Below are 17,740 nucleotides of genomic sequence, written 5' to 3'. Positions count from 1 at the left end.
GTAAGGGGGCGTTGAAAGATGAGAGGCGGTTGAAAGGTGCGGGGCGGTAGAAATGTGCGGGGCGGTTAAAATGTGCGGGGCCGTCGAAAGGTGAGGGGACGTCGAAAGGTGAGGGGACGTTAAACGGTGCAGGGCCGCCGCCGCATGTAGCAGCCGGTGGGCGGGGGACAGAAGGCCGCCCGGCTAAGGGTACCTCCACAGGCGGCCCGAGCTGTCTCTGTGGATGATTTCCGTAAAGCTGCCGTTGAAAATATAGGTGTCAAAGGCCACGGCAAACAGATCGTCCCCTCCGTTTGGAAGCGGCCCTCCGCCCCACGCCACGGCGGGAAGCGCAGCGTCGTCCCAGACAATATACCAGGTCTGATCCGTGCCAAAGTCCAGTTCATCCACCGCCGCCGGGCGGGACCCTTTAATGTGCCCGTACTCATCGAAGGAAAAACGCCCGCACATGGAGTGGATCAGCCCGCGGGTCTCCTCAATGGCTTCGATCAGCCGGGCATTCCAGAGGGAGCGGACACAATCCTGAAAAAGTTCATGCCCCTCCCATGTTTTCCGGCGGACAAATGCTCTGTTTTTCTCCTTCAGCTGTTCCAGTCTGACTCTGTCCATAGTTTCCTCCGCATAGCCAACGTTTTCCTTTATTCTAATGGCCGTGTGGGGAAATGTCAAATACGGCGGGGGAGGGATGGGGCAAATCCTGATTCTCCATTGTGGCCGCTGCCCCGCCCTCTCTGCCCGCCTACAGGTGCTCTCAATGTGCAGTTACAACTTCAATGTTGCAGTAAGAATTTCAATTAACCCAGGTGCTCTCATATCGATTATATCATACTTTTAAAGTATTGTAGTCCATATACTATATGTATTTGGAAATGATAATTTTCCATGGTATAATCAGAAAAGCAATGCGCCCGCCGCCCGCGAAAGGGTTGGCGGCGGCCGCTCAAAAGAATCGGATGTATAAGAGGTTGATGGGAGGATCATTGAGGTGAGAGAGGATCAGGCAGAGCGGTGGCTGCACTATGTCATGTCGCTGACCGGGGGATTTCTGGGCGGATACGCGATATTAAACCGCAGCGGCCTTTTGGGGGCGGCCCAGACGTCCAATATGATCAACACGATATTAAATCTGGCGGGAGGAAGCTTTAGTGGCCTGGCCATTCGCCTGGGAGCGCTGGTCCTGTACGTGTCGGGGATTGTGACCACGGTGCTGATTCCGCGCTGCACCAGATGGAATTTAAAAAATGTGAGCCTGGCGCTGGACGTGGCGGCCGTGCTGGTTCTGGGTTTTCTGCCCCAGGGGATGGACAACATGCTGGCGCTCTACCCGCTGTTCTTCGCCATGTCGGTGCAGTGGTGTACCTTCCAGGGCTGCGGGGGTTACGCCAGCGCAACCGTCTTTTCCACCAACAACCTGCGCCAGTTCGCCACCGCAGTCACGGCGTTTTACTTCGGCCGCGAGGAGAAGATGCGGGAAAAGATCAAATTCTACGGCGCAACGCTGACGGCGTTTCACCTGGGGGTTGCGGCCTCCTGGCCCTGCTGTAATCTGGCGGGAGTGAAGAGCGCCTGGATCTGCCTGGCGCCGCTGGCCGCTGCGGGATACCTGGCTGCGGCCGGGCGGCGGGTGGAAAGCGTGAAGATCTGCGAATGCCGGGGCGAGGGAGGAAACGTCCGCGGGCTGGCCGGGTAGCGGGCTCGCGGTGGCAGAGAAGTGCGGGCAGAGGTGCCAAGGCTGGGATATGAGAGAGCGCGAGGAACAGGGAATTGGAAACTGGAAGTTGGGAGCTGCGGCCCAGGATTCATACCCCTAAGTTATGTCTCGGGAATCAGGTGTTAGGAGCCAGAATACAAGATCAGATATCCGAGAGCTGGATACCCGGCTCCGAATTAAAAATTCGAATGATAAAAGGAAACCATTGGATTGCCCATCCAGTGGTTTCCTTTTTGTAGTACGCCCAGCGGCGCAAGTTTCTAACTGGTGCAAGTCCAGAATCCGCCCGGTAGTAGTGGGAAGGATATAGCCGAAGGCAAGTGTGTCCATCGTGAGGTGGAATCTGAAGGAAGCTGGATATGGAGAACATACTAATCCATGGGCAAATCTCCGGTCTAATGAACAGAAATCACATCAGGTTATATCACAGAATCCGCATGTGCATATGGAAGCAATGGAAGAAACCGAGGACCAAGGTGAAGAACCTGCTGAAAATGGGAGTACCGGAAGAGCTGGCATATCAGGCGGGGATTAGCCGGAGAGGATACTGGTTCACGACACAAACGGTAGCGGTAAACATGGCAACGACAAACGAAAGACTGATAAGAAGTGGCTTTTATGGTTTGGCCACAGCCTATCAGTCAGTGTATGAAAACTGTTGAAACCGCCGTGTACCGAACGGTACGCACGGTGGTGTGTGAGGATGCGGAGCTATGGAACGATTCATGGGCGTTTATGACAGGATATTTTGCAATAGGGGGCCGACTGCTTACCATAGGCGGTATTTTCTACAATCAGCACTCAACTCTTGACAGTGCTGTCAATTCGTGATATTTTGTTCATAAAAGCACATCTAGTTGCTGGTACACCAGATATAAAGTTCTGTAATCGATATGCATACGGTGAAAAATTATAAACCGTTATCTGTTGAATCAATCTTTTTCCAAAAGTAACCCCACACTGATAAAAATCGAATCGTATTTAGTTCGTCTGCAATTCTGTGGTTGTTGTTTACTGTAGTGTAAGGGAACCATCGTAGCTTTTTTTACATCCACTTGTATTTATGATGTCAGGAGAAATCAAAAATGGTAGGATTTTTTTGAAAATGTGTATAAAATGCGCATTTCTATTGAAAAACCCACACTTAATGTGTATACTATAAGGAGGAAACAGCATGAAACGAAAAGACCTAATAAAAAAGCTGGAGGTTGCAGGGTTTTGTTTCAAGGAACATGGAGGAAACCACGACACCTACAAGAGGGGGCATGATACCGAGCAGGTTCCACGACACACTGAAATAAATGAGATCACAGCAAAGAGGATACTGAAAAAGTGGGGATTGAAATAAATCCCCAGTATCTTTCCACGGATAGGAGGAGAACAATGAAACGAGCGTATCCAACGTTTATAGCAACGAGCGGAGCGGATTATCTTGTATATGTTCCAGACCTGGATTTATATACTGAGGGACATGATATCACGGACGCGATTGAAATGGCACGTGATGCCATCGGTTTAAAAGGAATCGACTTGGAGGATGATGGAAAGGAGATTCCGAAAGCATCCAGCTATGAGGCTGCTGCTGCAAAAGCGAAAGAGGAGGCGGATGATTTCGACTATACCCAGGGAATGCTGACAATGGTTGACGTTGATTTTGCCGAGTATCGTAAGCGGATGAATCATAAGATGGTTCGCAGGAATGTGACGCTGCCAAACTGGTTGAATATGGAAGCGGACCGGTTAAACCTAAATGTGTCCAAGGTATTACAGGAAGCGTTAGCAGACCGGGTGGCACAGTTCAAATAAATGATATGGTGGAAGGCATCTTTGTTACGGATAAAGCGCCTGTGCGGCAGATAACCGCATGGGCGTTTGCCATATGGCGCCTTGCAGCGGTGAAGCTGGTGCCGGGCGATATGCGGACAGCCTGTTTCCGTTGCGTCCTCCCCTTCCAGATGCTATAATAGACCGATCACAGCCACCCGCGTCCCTTCAGGGCGCGGTGCATTAACCGATCAACAGGGGGGATAACGCATATGAAATTACAAGTTCTTGTGGACAACAACACGTTTATAGACTGCTACTATCTGGGCGAGCCGGGAGCCAGCTACTACATAGAGGACGGCCCGGCGAAGATTCTCTTCGACACAGGCTACTCAGACATTTTCATCAAAAACGCACAGGACATGGGGATAGACCTGGGAGCGATCACCCACATCGTCCTGTCCCACGGGCACAACGACCACACCGGCGGGCTGAAAGCCCTGGCGGAGCGTTTCGACCTTTCCCAAACCCGTCTCATCGCCCACTCGCTCTGCTTCGCGCCCAAATGGGCCCATGAGGGCTACATCGGCGCGCCCTTTGACACTGCGCAGGTTATGGGAAAATTCTCCTGCACCCTGACCCGCGAACCGTACTGGATCACGGAAAACTGCTGTTTTCTCGGGGAGATCCCGGAGTCCAACGACTTTGAGACCCGGCGGAAGCTGGGGGAAATGGACGTGGACGGCCGGAGAGTGGACGACTTTCTGCTGGACGACACGGCCATGGCGGTCCGCACCGGGGAAGGGATTTTCATCATCACTGGCTGCTCCCACAGCGGAATCTGCAACATCGTGGAGCAGGCGAAAAAGGTGTTTCACACCGAAAAAATCGCCGGAATCATCGGCGGCTTCCACCTGTTTAAAACCGACGGGCGGCTGGAGCGGACCATCGACTATCTGAGCGGCCTCGCCGCATCCCACATGTATCCCTGCCACTGCGTTTCCCTGAAAGCCAAGGCGGAGATGATGAAACGGATGGACGTGGAGGAAGTGGGGGTGGGGCTTGCACTGGAACAGCCTCCGGCGTTTTCTTCATCAGATTGATTTCTGATTGACGGATGAATCAAACTGTGTTAATCTCTAAATAGAATAGGTCGGTCGTTTGAACTAAAACTAAATAAAGGGGTGTAGCTATTTTGAAAAAACGAAATGGTCTTATTTTTGCATCTGTTTTGGTAGTTGTGTTCTACGTTCTGGCCTGTTCAATGAAGCTTGGGGAGGACTCTGTCCTCTCAGCGGCGTCCTTTGTGTATGCAGGTGTGTTTCTGGCGGTGATCGTCCTGCTCCTCACAGGGGCTTTGGCCGACTGGGTGGTGGTTCTGGGGGCTTCGTCCCTGATGATCCTGACTGACGCGGTGTTCCGTAAGGTGGGAATTATGACAGAGCCGGTATTTACCATGCCCGGTCTTTTTGGCGCGTTCAGCGGTTCCACGGTCTGGCTGGTGATTATGGTGTTTGCGCTCTCCGCGGGAATCGGCAAGAGCGGTCTGTTGAACCGGATTGCCATCGCCATTCTGTCTGTATTCCCGCCCACCTATACCGGGGCGGTGGTGGCGATGATGTGTACCGGCACCGTGCTCAGCCCTCTGATCCCGTCGGTCAACGCAAAGGTCAATATTCTCATTCCGTTTGCCACGTCCACCACGGAAGAGATGGGCATAAAACCCCGCAGCAAGGGCGCGCTGGGGCTGTTCACAGCCTGTTACCTGCCGGCTTATCTGGGCGGCAACGCATTTCTCACCGGCTCGGTCTATGTCTCCGTGATCTGCGGCTTTATCACCTCCTACGCGGCGGCCCTTGGGGTAGAAGGAGCGTCCTTTAATTTTGTCAGCTGGCTGGTGGCCGCAAGTGTCTGGTTTGTGGTACTCCTCGCCGGCACCTTCCTGTTCTGCGCGGTTCTCTGCCGTCCGGCTGAGAAGGTGGAGTTTTCCAAGACATTCTTTAAAGACCGTTTAAAGGAGATGGGAGCCATGAGACGCGATGAGAAGATTGCCGCGGCGGTCCTGGTCATCGCGCTGCTGTTGTGGTCTACCTCCAGCTTTCACGGCATGGACACGGCCATGATCGGCTGGGCGGCAATCTGCGTGATGTGTGCCACCGGGCTGCTGGCGCCCTCGGATTTCAATACAAAGATTCCCTGGTCCCTGGTGGTGTTCATTGGAAGCCTGCTGGGCATGGCCAATTACATGTCTACTCTTGGCTGGAGCGATGCCATCGCAGGCGTTTTAGGACCGATTTTGGCGCCCCTGGTGGCCAGCCCCTGGATCTTTGTGCCCTTCATCTGCATTTTCACCTACCTGCTGCGTTTCCTCATCATCGAGCAGAACACAGCTTTGGTGGTGGTGATGGCGATTTTTGGCGGGCTCATGCACGCGGCGGGCATGAACCTCTATGTGATTATTTTCACGGAGTTCATGAGCTCCATGTGCTGGACCGTGCCGTATATGAATCCCTTCGCCATGGCGACTCTGGGGGTGGCGGGCGGAAAATACGTGACCTTCCCGGAGATGCGCAGGGCTTCCATCCTCTACATGGCGATCAATCTGGTAGGCTGTACCGCCAGTATCCCGCTGTGGTACGCGTTAGGCTTCCTGCACTGACTCCGGCGGAAAAAGGGCGGGAAACGGCGGCTTGTATCGGTGGGGTGAAAATGTTATAATGGGGATCAGAAGCCGTAAAAAGCGGGAAAATCCACCAGTAGGAGGAAACCCGGCCCATAGCTTTGGGCCGGCCTAAATGAAAAATATGGACATTATCGAAATTGAGTTTAAAGATACCGATACAACGCCGGACCGCCTGATCAAAGCCACCCAGGCATTGATCGCGGTGTACGGCTATGACGCCACCACCACGCGCATGATCGCCAACCTGGCCAAGGTGACGCTCTCCGCCATCAATTTCCATTTCGGCAACAAGGAGAATCTGGTCCGGGAGGCCATGTCCAGGGCAGCCCAGGAGCTGGAGCTGCATTATTCCAAGCTGGCTGGGGAGATCCGCCGGTTTCTGGAGGAGGAGCCGGTTGACCGGGAAAAGGCCTGGTCCTACCTGGACCGGATTCTCACGGACCGGATTCGCCGGGCCTTTGACCGCCGGGCCAGCTGGATCAACATCGGCATTGCGGAACATGAGAACGGACTCCCGGAGAGCTCCAGAGGAATCATGGCCCGCACTGCGGTTGAGGGGAGCGAACGGATTCTGGCGGAGCTGATCCTGGCGGTCAGCGACAAGAAAAACGCCTTCCAGGCTGCGCTCATTTCACGCGCGGTCAACGCGGCTATTATGAGCTATTCGGAGAAGCCGCTGCTCAACCAATATCTGGAGGAGTCCCTCGGCGTGGATTTGAGCGATCCCCGGCGGGTGGAGGAGTGCCTCCACGATTATTTTATGACGAGCATCGCCGCCGCGGTGGTGGTGGACCCACACAAAAAGATCGTATAAGACCGTGAGAGTTGTGAAAAAATGCCAATAAAATGTTCGGAAAAATAGTATTTATATAAAAAGTGAAACGTTCTATTGACAAAAAATTCTCAATATAGTATGCTACAATTAAATCAAACGACCGACCTAATTCTTTTGCCCATCGATGCCTTTCCCGCATAACACTCTGTTTTCAGGAAGGCATTTACTTTTCAACAAAATAGGTCAAACGACTGACCCAGTCTATTGCACGCAGACACATAGGAAACAAAAAATGTAACAGTCTGTTACCAAAAAATATGTTTGGAGGAACTGAATATGGAGAAACAAACCATCAGCCTGACGGTCAACGGGCAGCCCTACGAATTTCTGATCGGTGAGAAATTCGGCATGATCCCGCCGTCGGAGACCCTGGTTCAAACCCTGCGCAGGCGGCTTGAGCTGACGGGGACCAAGGAATCCTGCGACGAGGGAGCCTGCGGCTGCTGTACGGTGATCAAGGACGGCAAGGCCGTGGCCAGTTGCATGATCCTGACCGTGGAGTGTGACGGCAGCGATATTCTTACCATCGAAGGTCTTGAAAACACAGTGACCCATGAGCTGGACCCGATCCAGCAGAAATTCATCAGCTGCTATTCCTTCCAGTGCGGCTACTGCACACCGGGAATTATCATGAGCGCCAAGGCGCTGTTTATGGAAAATCCTCATCCCACCGGGGAGGAGATCCGGGAGGCTCTGGCGGGCAATTACTGCCGCTGTATCAGCCATTACACCGTGTTGGAAGCCCTGGATAAGCTGGCGGGCGTGGAGTCCGACCAGTATGAGATCGTAAAGGAGGCCGAGGAAGAAAATGACTGACTATAAAAGAGGAAAATTCAACTTTGAAGCGCCGGTGGTCAATGGCCGTCCCGCGCCCTACCGTCATGTTGGCAAGTACCGTGTGCGCGCGGACGCCCGGGATATTGTCACCGGAAAATGCCTGTTTCTGGACGATTTCTCAGTTCCCCGCATGATTTACGCCCAGGTGCTTAGGAGCCCCTATGCCCACGCCAGAATCAAACGCATCGACACGGAGAAGGCTCTGGCCCTGACCGGAGTCCACACGGTGATTACATACAAGGATATGCCCAAGGGCTGGACCCTGGGATGGCCGCCCCACAAGGATCTGATGGATCAGGAGGTCTACTTTGCCGGCGATCCTGTGGCGGTGTGCGCGGCGGATACCGTGGATATCGCCCGGGAAGCCCTCCATCTGATCGAGGTGGAGTACGAGGTGCTTCCCGCAGTATTTGACGCCATGGATGCGCTGAAGGAGGACGCCCCGGTTCTGTTCCCGGGAAAGTTTAAGAGTGGCACCAACGAGGTGGACCCCGGCGTGCCCCATTTCCAGCCCGAAGGACCGTGGTGGAAGGTGGAGGGCGGAGACGTTGAGAAGGGATTTGAGGAATCCGCCTATATCGGGGACAGCCTGGTGGAGTTCAACAAGATGTGTTCCCCCAACGCGCCGGAAGCCCCCGGATGTATTGTGCGCTGGGAAGGAGCTTCGGATTACACGATCTGGGCCTCCTCGCAGTCGCCCTTTATCTGCAAGCTGTTCAACGGTCCACGCATCCCCAAGTCCAACCTACGGGTGAAAACCTTCAATGTGGGCGGCTCCTACGGCAATAAACAGACGCTGTCCTCCACCATTCTCTGCTGCGCCATCGCGGCGATCAAGACCGGGCGTCCGGTGAAGCTGGTCATGAGCAAGCACGAACAGCTGGTGGCTCATGAGCAGCGCCTGGGTTCTAAGATCCGGGCCAGGATCGGTATGACCGAGGACGGTATTTTCAACGCGGTCCAGGGCTGCTGGTATGTGGACACGGGCGCGCTGTGCGACGCGGTTCAGGGCCAGGTCGGCGTGGGCCTGGGCGAGGCCCAGCTGGTAATGGCAAAATGCAAAAACTGGGATTTGGACAGCAAGGTGGTGGTCACCAACAAATGCCCTGCAGGCATCGTCCGCGGATACGGCGGACAGGAGTTAAACAGCTGCCTGGCGCGGGTGATGTCCCACTGCATGATGCTGGCGGACCAAGACCCCATTGAGATATTCAAAAAGAATTATGTGTCCCCGGGCGATAAATACGTCTGGCGCGACGGCCTGGTGTGGCAGAGCCGCGGCTCCGACCATTATCCGGCCACCATGCAGATGGCGGCGGATAAATTCGGCTGGGACGAAGCCTGGAACGGATGGCTGAAACCCACCAGGGTGGAGGGGCGCAAGGCTTACGGCGTGGGCGCCGGAATCATCGGCAACGCCGACGTGTGCGAGGACAACACACAGTGCCTTGTCCGCATCCAGCACGACGTGAAGGGCCGGGGCGCAACCCTGATTGTCCAGACCGATATCACGGAGTCGGGCATGGGCCAGCGGGCCGCGGCCGCGAAGTTCGCCGCCGAGGTTATGAACGTGCCCATTGAAAAGGTTTACGTTACGGAGCCGGATTCCCTGAACAATGTGGTGAACTTCGGACTGTGCGGCTCCAGAGGTACGGTTACGGTGGGCAAGGCGGTTACCAAGGCGGCCGCGGATGCCAAACGCAAGGTGCTGGAGATGGGCGCTCTGCATTTCCACTGTTCACCGGAACAGCTGGAGACAAAGGACTTCCAGGTGTTTGTCCGCGACAATCCCCAGAAGAGCATTCCCATCAAGAAACTGGGACCCAAGGATTTAAATGTCATTGGATACGGCGAGCATGTGGAGCAGTTCGATATTCCCAGCTGCTGCCTGTTTTTGACCGAGGTGGAGGTGGACCTGGATACCGGTGAAGTAAAGGTGCTGCGTTTTACCCAGGGAACCGATATCGGTCAGATCATCGACAACCGGATGATCCGCATGCAGCTGCAGGGAGGCGTGGGTTCCGCGTCTCTGGACACCGCCACCATGGAAGAGTGCATTTACGACGTGAACGGTACGGGTAAGCTGCTGACCAACAGCATGCTGGAATACAAGTGCCGCACCTTCAACGATATGCCGAAACACAACTGCGTGATCGAGGAGAGCCAGCTGGATACCTTCATGTTCAAGGCTGTGGGCATCGGCGAGATATCAGGAGCCGCCGGCGCATCCGCGGTTCTGATGGCCATTTCCAATGCCATCGGCGTGGAGGTGAACGAGTATCCGGCCACCCCGGATGTGATTCTGAAGGCTCTGAGGAGCAAGGAGGGAAAATAAACTATGAAGCATTTTAAATATCAGGCTCCCGGCTCATATGAGGAGGCGGGGAACATAGTACGGGAGGCCAGGCCGGGCACAGCTGCGGTGATGGCCGGAGGTACGGACCTCCTTGGCGTATTGAAGGGAGAACTGCTCCCGGAATACCCGGAGACCATAGTGGCGCTGCGGGATATCCCGGATACGGATTATATCAAACTGGAAGACAATCTGGTGAAGATCGGCTCCATGACCCGTCTGGCGGCGATCGAGAAGAGCGGAGTCTTTGACGGGAAGCTGCGGGCGGTGTCCCAGGCAGCCCACAGCGTGGCCAGCCCGTTGATCCGCAACCGGGCCACCATCGGAGGAAATCTCTGCCAGGATGTGCGCTGCTGGTTTTACCGATTCCCGGATCAGGCAGGCGGCACTCTGGACTGTATGCGAAAGGGCGGGAGCGAGTGTTACGCGATCCGTGGCGACAACCGCTACCACTCGATATTCGGGGGAATGAAAGCCGGGATCACGCCCTGCTCGGCGGAGTGTCCGGCCAACACGGACATACCGGCCTATATGGCCCGGTACCGCGCTGGGGACATGGAGGGAGCGGCCCGCATTCTGATGCAGGCTAACCCGCTGCCCATGATGACCAGCCGGGTATGCGCCCACACCTGCCAGGTGAAGTGCAACCGGTGTTCCACGGATGAGGCGGTCGCCATCCACAGCGTGGAGCGCGTGGTGGGCGATTACGTTATGGAACATCTGGAACAGTTTTACAGCGCTCCGAAGCAGGAGACCGGTAAAAAGATCGCCCTGGTGGGAGCCGGACCGGCGGGACTGACCGCGGCCTACTATCTGCGCCAGGCCGGGCACAGCGTTAAGGTTTATGAGGCTCAGGAGGAGGCCGGGGGATGCCTGATGTATGCGATTCCCAATTTCCGCCTTCCTAAGACGTATGTACGCACTGTGATCAGGGCTCTGGAACAGATGGGCGTACAGTTTGCCTGCAATGCGAAGCTGGGAGAGAACGTTAAAATCAGCGAGTTGACGGCGGAATACGACAAGGTATTCATCGCCACCGGCGCCTGGAAGCGGCCAGTGCTGGGATTCGACGGAGAGGAATTCACGGAGTTTGGTCTGCAATTCCTGGTCGATGTCAATAAATGGGTGAACTCCAAGGAACGAAACAATGTGCTGGTAGTGGGCGGCGGAAACGTTTCCATGGACGTAGCCATCACGGCGAAGCGCCTGGGCGCGAAGCGCGTGACCCTGTGCTGCCTGGAACAGCGCGAAGAGATGCCGGCATCCGCAGAGGAGATCGCCCGTGCGGAGGAGGAAGGAATTGAGATCCGCAACGGATGGGGCCCGGTGAAGGCTCTGTACGACGGTTCCAGCCTGAACGGAATGGAACTCAAGGCCTGCACAGCGCTTCGGGACGAGACGGGACGTTTTAATCCCAGCTACGATGAGAACGTGCGGATCACGGTGGACGCGGACAGCATCCTGTTGGCCACCGGACAGCGGGTGGATTTGAGTTTCCTGGAAAATGAACTGGAACTGGCTGTCAACCGTGGGCTGATCTCGGTGGAATCCGAAACCCAGAGGTCCAGTGATCCCAAGGTGTACGCGGGCGGCGACGCCGTAACCGGCCCCACCACGGTGATCAAGGCCATCGCCTCCGGGCGGCGGGCTGCCGAGGCCATCAACAACGAGATGGGGGTTGGCAATCCCGTCAAGACCACCCAGACGGGCCTGATCCATTTTGACCCGGCCACGGCTCAGTTAAAGAAAGCTAACAACGGCCACGACTTATCCGCGGCTGAGCGCTGTCTGGACCGGGAGGACAGCACCTCCCTGACCGCAGGGGAGGGTCTTGAGGAGGCGAAGCGCTGCATGAACTGCGGCTGCTACAGCGTCAATGCCAGCGATTTATCCCCTGTGATGGTAGCGCTGGACGCCAACATCAAAACCAGCATGGGCAGACTGATTCCCGCTTCGGACTTTTTCTGCACCAACTTAAAAGCCTATGCCAATCTGGAGCCCGGGGAGATGATCGAGGAGATCGATATTCCTGTAAAAGAGGGCTACAGGACCGGGTATGAGAAATTCCGCATGCGTCCCACCCTTGATTTCGCCATGGCCGCTCTCTCCTGGGCTTATAAAATGGACGGGAACAGAATCGGAGACATCCGCCTGGTGCTGGGCGCGGTCGCGCCGGTACCGCTTCGTCTCCCGGAGGTTGAGCAGTACCTGATCGGAAAAGAACCGTCCGCCCGGGTGGCGGAGGAGGCCGGGGAGCTGGCCGTTAAGGGCGCCCGGTCCATCGGACACAACGATTACAAGATCGATGAGATCAGGACGTTTGTGCGCCGCCTGGTGGAGTCCATGATCTGAACCTGGACTGAAAAGAAGGAGGTTTATTGATGTTTACGAAAATCTGTACCGCCGCCGAGGCGGCCGCATTGATAAAGGACGGCGCGTTTTTGACCTGCGCGGGCAATATGCACAACTGTCTGGCGGAGGAGATATGCGCCGCCATCGAGAGCCGCTTTGTGGAGAGCGGACACCCGGCGGGAATGACCATTATGTCGGCCTCCGGGGTAGGAGATATGGGACCGGTGGGCGGCGTGTTCCGGGGATTTGAACACTTTGCTCACGACGGGATGATTAAGCGGGTGATCGTGGGGCACAACGGCTCCAACCACTCCATTATGGAGATGCAGGCCAATTTGAAGGTGGAGTCTTACAATTTCCCACAGGGCGTGATCGAGCACATGTTCAAAGCCCGGGCCAGGGGCCTGGACGTGGAGCTTTCCAAGGTGGGGATCGGCACATTTGCCGATCCGCGCCTGGAGGGAGGCAAAGCCAACTCCGTCACCACCGAGGAACTGGTGGAGGTGGTGAACATTATGGGCGAGGAATACCTGGCCTATAAGACACCGAAAATCGACGTGGCTCTGATCCGGGGAACCACGGCGGACGAGGACGGCAATCTGACCTGCGAGGACGAGGCCGTACTGACCAACATTCAGGCCATCGCCATGGCGGCAAAGGCATCCGGCGGCATTGTGCTGTGCCAGGTGAAAAATGTGGTAAAAAAGGGCGCTCTTCCGGCCAAGGAGGTAGTGGTTCCCGGTGTGTTCATCGACAAGCTCATCGTCTGTACGGACCTTGAGAAAAATCACCGGATGACCATGGGCGAGTATTACAATCCCGCCTACACAGGCAAGTTTAAGTATCCGGTATCCGCTGCTGCCGCGCTGCCACTGGGAGTGAAGAAAACCATCGCCCGCCGGGCGGCTCAGGAGCTGAAGCTGCATGTCCCGGTGAACACGGGGTTAGGTTATCCTGAGGGCATCTCAGCCGTGGCCAACGAGGAGGGGATTGCCGGGGACCTGGTGCTGACCGTGGAGACCGGCGCCTTCGGCGGCGTGCCTGCGGCCAGGACCTCATTCGGCGCTACCACCAACGCTCTGGCCTTTGTGGACAGTCCTACGATATTTGACCTGTACGACAGCGGCTTTTTGTACGCCACCTTTGTGGGTCTGGCAGAATGCGATGCCCACGGCTCGGTGAATGTGTCGCGGTTTACGGACAAATCGGGGCGGGAGAGAAGGCCCGGGGCGGGCGGATTCATCAATCTGACCCAGGGCGCGAAGAATGTAATCTTCTGCGGAACCATGACGGCCGGAGGTTACAAGGCGGAGATTCGGGATGGAAAGCTGGTCATCCTCCAGGAGGGCGCGGAGAAGAAATTCCTCAATCAGATCAACCAGATCACATTCTCAGGCCCCCATGCGGTGGAAATCAACCAGAATGTGCTCTATGTCACGGACCGCTGCGTATTCCGTCTGACGGCGGAGGGATTGAAGCTGACGGAAGTGGCGCCGGGCATCGACATTGAGACCCAGATACTGCCCTACATGGAGTTTAAGCCCATCATCGGGGACGACGTGCGGGAAATGGACCCTAGAATTTTCCAGGAGGGGTTGATCGGACTGCGCGAAACCGTTGAATCGAAGGCCGAATAGGGCCTTACAGCCCTGCCCGCGCTGCTTTCAGGTGGGCGGGGCTGCACAAAAACGGCGATCTGTGACCAAAAAGGAGAGTGTCATGAGCGAGCGATGGTCGGATGTCCTGGCCGGACGTCCTGATCTGTTTCAAACAAATTCAATCATTGGCCTGTTCCGGCTGGCGGCGGAACAGAAGCCGGGATGCACCGCCGCGGCGGATGAACAGAGCCGCCTTACATACCGTGAGCTGGAGCACAGGAGCAATCAGGCCGCCCGGGCGCTGCAGGAAGCCGGAGCGCGGCCCGGGGAGATCGTCGCGGTCAGAACCGGACGCAGCGTGGAGGCGGTGGTGGCGTTTCTCGGCATCTGGAAAATCGGGTGCGCCTACCTGTTTCTGGACGACGAGTGCCCGGCGTACCGCAATCAGGAGTGCCTCCTGGACTGTCAGGTGAGCATTCAGGTGGACAGAGATTTCATCCGCCGCGCGGTGGAAACGCAGTCCGACGCGGTGGTGGAGGAAACGGGTGACAGGGACCGCCTGGCCGTGATTGTGTACACCAGCGGGTCCTGCGGAAAACCCAAGGGAGTGCAGCTCTCCCATGCCAATATTGCGGCCTCCATCTCCAATTTCCCGGAGATCGGCTTCACCAGCGACGACCGGTACTGCTGCTTCGCCAACCTGATGTTTGTGGCCGCGGTCTATGACATGGCGATGGCGTTGTCCATCGGCGCGGCTTTGTATCTGATCCCCGGCAGAATCCGCCGCAATATCCGGGAGATTGCCGCTTACTACCGTGAGGAGGGCATCACAGTGACCTTTCTGCCCCCTCATATGGCGATGAAATACATCTCCATTGATCAGGAGAGCCCGCTGAGAATCCTGCTCTCCGGCAGCGAACCCGTGCGCAATCTGGACAGAAGGCCCTATGACCTGATCAATGTCTATGCCAGCAGTGAGGCCTGCGCTCTGATCAGCTATTACCGGGTCCGGGACAAACGCAAGTCGTATCCCATCGGCCGGGTGGTTTCCGCGCTGCGGTATTATATTGTGGACGAGGAGGGGGAGCAGGTGGCTGAAAATGAACCCGGGGAGCTGTGGATCTCCGGCCCTCAGGTGACCCGGGGCTACCGGAATATGCCGGAACTGAACCGGGAGCGTTTCTGTCCCAATCCATTTTGTGGGGAATCGCCCTACGACCGGGTGTTTAAGACCGGCGACATGGTGGCGGCCGGGAAGGACGGGGATCTGGTTTATCTGGGACGGCGGGACAATATGGTGAAGATCCGCGGCTTTAGGGTGGAGCTGGCTGGCGTCGAGCGGTGCATGATCCAGTTCCCGGGGATGAGGGAGGTGTGCTGTGTGGCGCACAGAGACAGCGGCGGGACCAACCTGCTGTTCGGATATTATATCGCGGACCGGGAGATCGACCATGAGAAGCTGCGGGTGTATCTGAAAGATTACCTTCCCTATTACATGATCCCGTCAGCCCTGATCCGCTGTGGGGAATTTCCGCGCACGCTGTCGGGAAAGGTGAACCGGCGGGCCTTTGTCCCTCCGGCGGAGCTGGACGACCACAAACGGATTGAACAACTTTATCGATGACGGGAGGAACCGTATGCCGAATTTTAACTATGAAAATCCCACCAATATCCACGGCGGTGGAATGCAGACCGGGGAGGAACGGCTGTTTTCCCTTGTATTGGACGCGCTGGCCTACGACGGGTATCAGAATATGACGTTAGAGGGAATTCTGAGCCGGGGAGCGGACCCGGAGGCGGTGGGCCGGTATGAATCCTGGGAGGCGCTTTGCGAGCGCGCCCTGACGGATGCGGCGGAGCGGGTCACATTGGCCTATGAGTCCGCCACGGAGGGGGCGAGGGCTTACCTGAGCGCAGACGGAAGCAGCCGCGACGAGGGCTTAAAACAGCTGGAGCGCCTGATTTACCGCCATATCTATCTGTGTTTCCACCCTAAAAACAGGAGCTACGTTCTGGTGGCGGCGGGGGAGAGCCAGCTTCCACAGCATCTGCAGCGGATTTTGCCGGATGTCCTGCATCGGCAGTTCGGCTCGGTCCTTGGGGAGCTGATCACGGCGGTCAGCGAGGTGAAGAACGCCCAGATGTCCGCCATGATGGCATGTTCCATCTGCGGCGCCGTCAACATTTTCGTGCAGCAGCCCATATACTGCCGGAATCTGTTTGTGGGGGAAACCAGGGAAAAACCCAACTACGCGGTGATAGAGGATTACCTGAACAACTATTTCCTCCGCGCGGTTGTGGCAAACACGGCCATCAATAAGCCATTTTAGGGGACGGGAGTGTGGGTATGGAGCGGACAGGGACTGTGGAGGCGAAAGAATTAAAAGAAGCCTGGCAGGACGGATATGAAGCGGCGATCAGCAAAATGCGGCTGGCGCTTAAGCTGCGGGACATGGGAATGGCGGACTGCGAGATTGTGAAACGGACGGATCTGCCGCCGTTTATTGTCCATGGCATGATGGGAGAGCGGAAAGCCGGACGCTAATCCGGCTGACCCGCCTTCCAGGCTTTCAGTTCGCCTGCGCGGTGGGAGGCGTAGCTGGACAGCGCATTTTTCAGGGCAAGGGTAGCGATGACGGCGGCATAGTAGGCGTCGTCTTCAAAGGACTGTCCGTCGGATATGGCGGAGGCGATATCCGCTGGTCCCAGAAGCTGGGCGGCCATGACGGCTTTTTGGTGGGCCAGGCTGCAGAGAATGGCAGCGCAGGCGGCAAATGCCGGCGGACAGGTCTCATCCGCCGCGTATCCGATGGAGGTGATGATATCCCGCTCGGCTGCAAAGGCGATGGATAACAGACGTCTGCCGTCCGGGCCGGTGATCTCCCCCAGAGCCTGAAGGGAGCCGGGAATCTGCCGCCAGTCCCGGGAGGAAGCGTAAGTTTCAAGTGTTGTCAATGTTATGGCCATTGAGACAGGTCTCCTTTATTTGGATTAGGTCAAATGACCTATGCGTTATGTCTATTATAGATGAAATACCGGAACTTGTCAATTCGGAAACTGGATGAGGATGAAGCGAGGGTGTGAGATGGAGCACGAGGTAAGAGAACATAAGGTGGTGGAGCAGATTCCCTGGCGGGAGACATGTTTTGGCTGCAATGACGGCGCCAGCGAAGGGGTGGGAATGCGGGCCTATGTGACCGGCGACGGCTATGTGGTGGGCCTTTGCAGGGCCAAAACAGCGCATCAGGGATTCCCGGACACGGTTCACGGCGGCATAATCGCCACCTATTTTGACGAAGTCCTGTGGCATGCCACCCGGATCGGGGATTCGGAGACAATCGCGATGACGGTGGAGATTAAGGTGACATATTTAAGGCCGGTGGACATCGGGCAGGAGCTGCGGATTGTGGCGGAGCCGGCGCGGGCGGAAGGAAGGCATATCCATGTGGACGGATTTCTGCTGTTGGAGGACGGGCAGACAGCGGCGAAGGCTTCGGCCCATTACATTACGCTGCGTCCGGGTAACGGTTTAAACCAGACGGAAACCTGCCGGGTGAAGCACCCCCAGACGTCCGGGCCGGAGACGGTCCGTTTTTGAAAATGAGTA

General features: G+C 56.4%; 16 protein-coding genes and 1 pseudogene. 15 read left to right on the top strand and 2 right to left on the bottom strand.

The features are described 5' to 3' along the window. Window positions 1-183: 183 nt before the first annotated feature. Window positions 184-609 (bottom strand): hypothetical protein, encoded by a 426-nt coding sequence (locus ACK2JC_RS07510; protein ID WP_320937973.1) that lies wholly within the window; start codon window positions 607-609, stop codon window positions 184-186. Window positions 610-985: 376 nt separating this feature from the next. Between ACK2JC_RS07510 and ACK2JC_RS07505 the strand changes: the two genes are divergently transcribed. From ACK2JC_RS07505 to ACK2JC_RS07440, 14 genes and pseudogenes are all read left to right on the top strand, one after another. Continuing rightward, window positions 986-1,690, top strand: a complete 705-nt coding sequence (locus tag ACK2JC_RS07505; protein WP_320937972.1) for a YoaK family protein — start codon at window positions 986-988, stop codon at window positions 1,688-1,690. Between the two features lie 440 nt (window positions 1,691-2,130). After that, window positions 2,131-2,373 (top strand): annotated as a pseudogene (locus tag ACK2JC_RS07500) (hypothetical protein); the annotation flags it as partial. Window positions 2,374-2,885: 512 nt separating this feature from the next. Next, window positions 2,886-3,059, top strand: coding sequence for a type II toxin-antitoxin system HicA family toxin (locus ACK2JC_RS07495; RefSeq protein ID WP_302325446.1), 174 nt, complete (start codon window positions 2,886-2,888; stop codon window positions 3,057-3,059). A gap of 35 nt (window positions 3,060-3,094) precedes the next feature. Further along, window positions 3,095-3,517, top strand: coding sequence for a type II toxin-antitoxin system HicB family antitoxin (locus ACK2JC_RS07490; RefSeq protein WP_320937397.1), 423 nt, complete (start codon window positions 3,095-3,097; stop codon window positions 3,515-3,517). Between the two features lie 230 nt (window positions 3,518-3,747). Further along, window positions 3,748-4,578 carry an MBL fold metallo-hydrolase gene (locus tag ACK2JC_RS07485; protein ID WP_320937398.1) on the top strand — a complete coding sequence of 277 codons (831 nt, stop codon included), beginning with the start codon at window positions 3,748-3,750 and terminating at the stop codon, window positions 4,576-4,578. 92 nt (window positions 4,579-4,670) lie between these two features. Beyond that, window positions 4,671-6,134, top strand: a complete 1,464-nt coding sequence (locus ACK2JC_RS07480) for an SLC13 family permease (RefSeq protein WP_320937399.1) — start codon at window positions 4,671-4,673, stop codon at window positions 6,132-6,134. Window positions 6,135-6,270: 136 nt separating this feature from the next. Beyond that, on the top strand, window positions 6,271-6,972 hold the full coding sequence (locus ACK2JC_RS07475) for a TetR/AcrR family transcriptional regulator (protein ID WP_107434571.1): 702 nt from the start codon (window positions 6,271-6,273) through the stop codon (window positions 6,970-6,972). A 297-nt stretch (window positions 6,973-7,269) separates the two neighbouring features. Then, the gene (locus ACK2JC_RS07470) at window positions 7,270-7,809 is read left to right on the top strand and encodes a (2Fe-2S)-binding protein (RefSeq protein WP_024737293.1); all 540 of its coding nucleotides are present in this window, start codon (window positions 7,270-7,272) and stop codon (window positions 7,807-7,809) included. Next, on the top strand, window positions 7,802-10,165 hold the full coding sequence (locus tag ACK2JC_RS07465) for a xanthine dehydrogenase family protein molybdopterin-binding subunit (RefSeq protein ID WP_320937400.1): 2,364 nt from the start codon (window positions 7,802-7,804) through the stop codon (window positions 10,163-10,165). The genes ACK2JC_RS07470 and ACK2JC_RS07465 overlap by 8 nt, the downstream gene beginning before the upstream one ends. A 3-nt stretch (window positions 10,166-10,168) precedes the next feature. Next, window positions 10,169-12,535: an FAD-dependent oxidoreductase gene (locus ACK2JC_RS07460; protein WP_333683310.1), complete on the top strand. Its 2,367-nt coding sequence runs from the start codon at window positions 10,169-10,171 to the stop codon at window positions 12,533-12,535. A gap of 29 nt (window positions 12,536-12,564) precedes the next feature. Next, on the top strand, window positions 12,565-14,172 hold the full coding sequence (locus ACK2JC_RS07455) for an acyl CoA:acetate/3-ketoacid CoA transferase (protein ID WP_320937402.1): 1,608 nt from the start codon (window positions 12,565-12,567) through the stop codon (window positions 14,170-14,172). An 82-nt stretch (window positions 14,173-14,254) separates the two neighbouring features. Continuing rightward, complete coding sequence (locus ACK2JC_RS07450; RefSeq protein WP_320937403.1) at window positions 14,255-15,757, top strand: amino acid adenylation domain-containing protein; 1,503 nt, start codon at window positions 14,255-14,257, stop codon at window positions 15,755-15,757. 13 nt (window positions 15,758-15,770) lie between these two features. Beyond that, on the top strand, window positions 15,771-16,463 hold the full coding sequence (locus tag ACK2JC_RS07445) for a hypothetical protein (RefSeq protein WP_320937404.1): 693 nt from the start codon (window positions 15,771-15,773) through the stop codon (window positions 16,461-16,463). A 17-nt stretch (window positions 16,464-16,480) separates the two neighbouring features. Next, window positions 16,481-16,678 carry a hypothetical protein gene (locus ACK2JC_RS07440; protein ID WP_107434565.1) on the top strand — a complete coding sequence of 66 codons (198 nt, stop codon included), beginning with the start codon at window positions 16,481-16,483 and terminating at the stop codon, window positions 16,676-16,678. On the opposite strand, the gene ACK2JC_RS07435 is transcribed toward ACK2JC_RS07440, so the two are convergent. After that, window positions 16,675-17,100: a hypothetical protein gene (locus ACK2JC_RS07435; protein ID WP_107434564.1), complete on the bottom strand. Its 426-nt coding sequence runs from the start codon at window positions 17,098-17,100 to the stop codon at window positions 16,675-16,677. The two genes, ACK2JC_RS07440 and ACK2JC_RS07435, sit on opposite strands and share 4 nt — an antisense overlap. Before the next feature lie 100 nt (window positions 17,101-17,200). On the opposite strand from ACK2JC_RS07435, the gene ACK2JC_RS07430 reads away from it, so the two are divergent. Further along, window positions 17,201-17,731, top strand: a complete 531-nt coding sequence (locus ACK2JC_RS07430) for a PaaI family thioesterase (RefSeq protein WP_320937405.1) — start codon at window positions 17,201-17,203, stop codon at window positions 17,729-17,731. Window positions 17,732-17,740 lie beyond the last annotated feature (9 nt).

Source organism: Enterocloster lavalensis, from assembly GCF_046603895.1.
GTDB lineage: Bacteria > Bacillota > Clostridia > Lachnospirales > Lachnospiraceae > Enterocloster > Enterocloster lavalensis.
The sequence above is the reverse complement of the archived record's forward strand: the minus strand, read 5'-3'. Positions and strand labels throughout refer to the sequence as shown.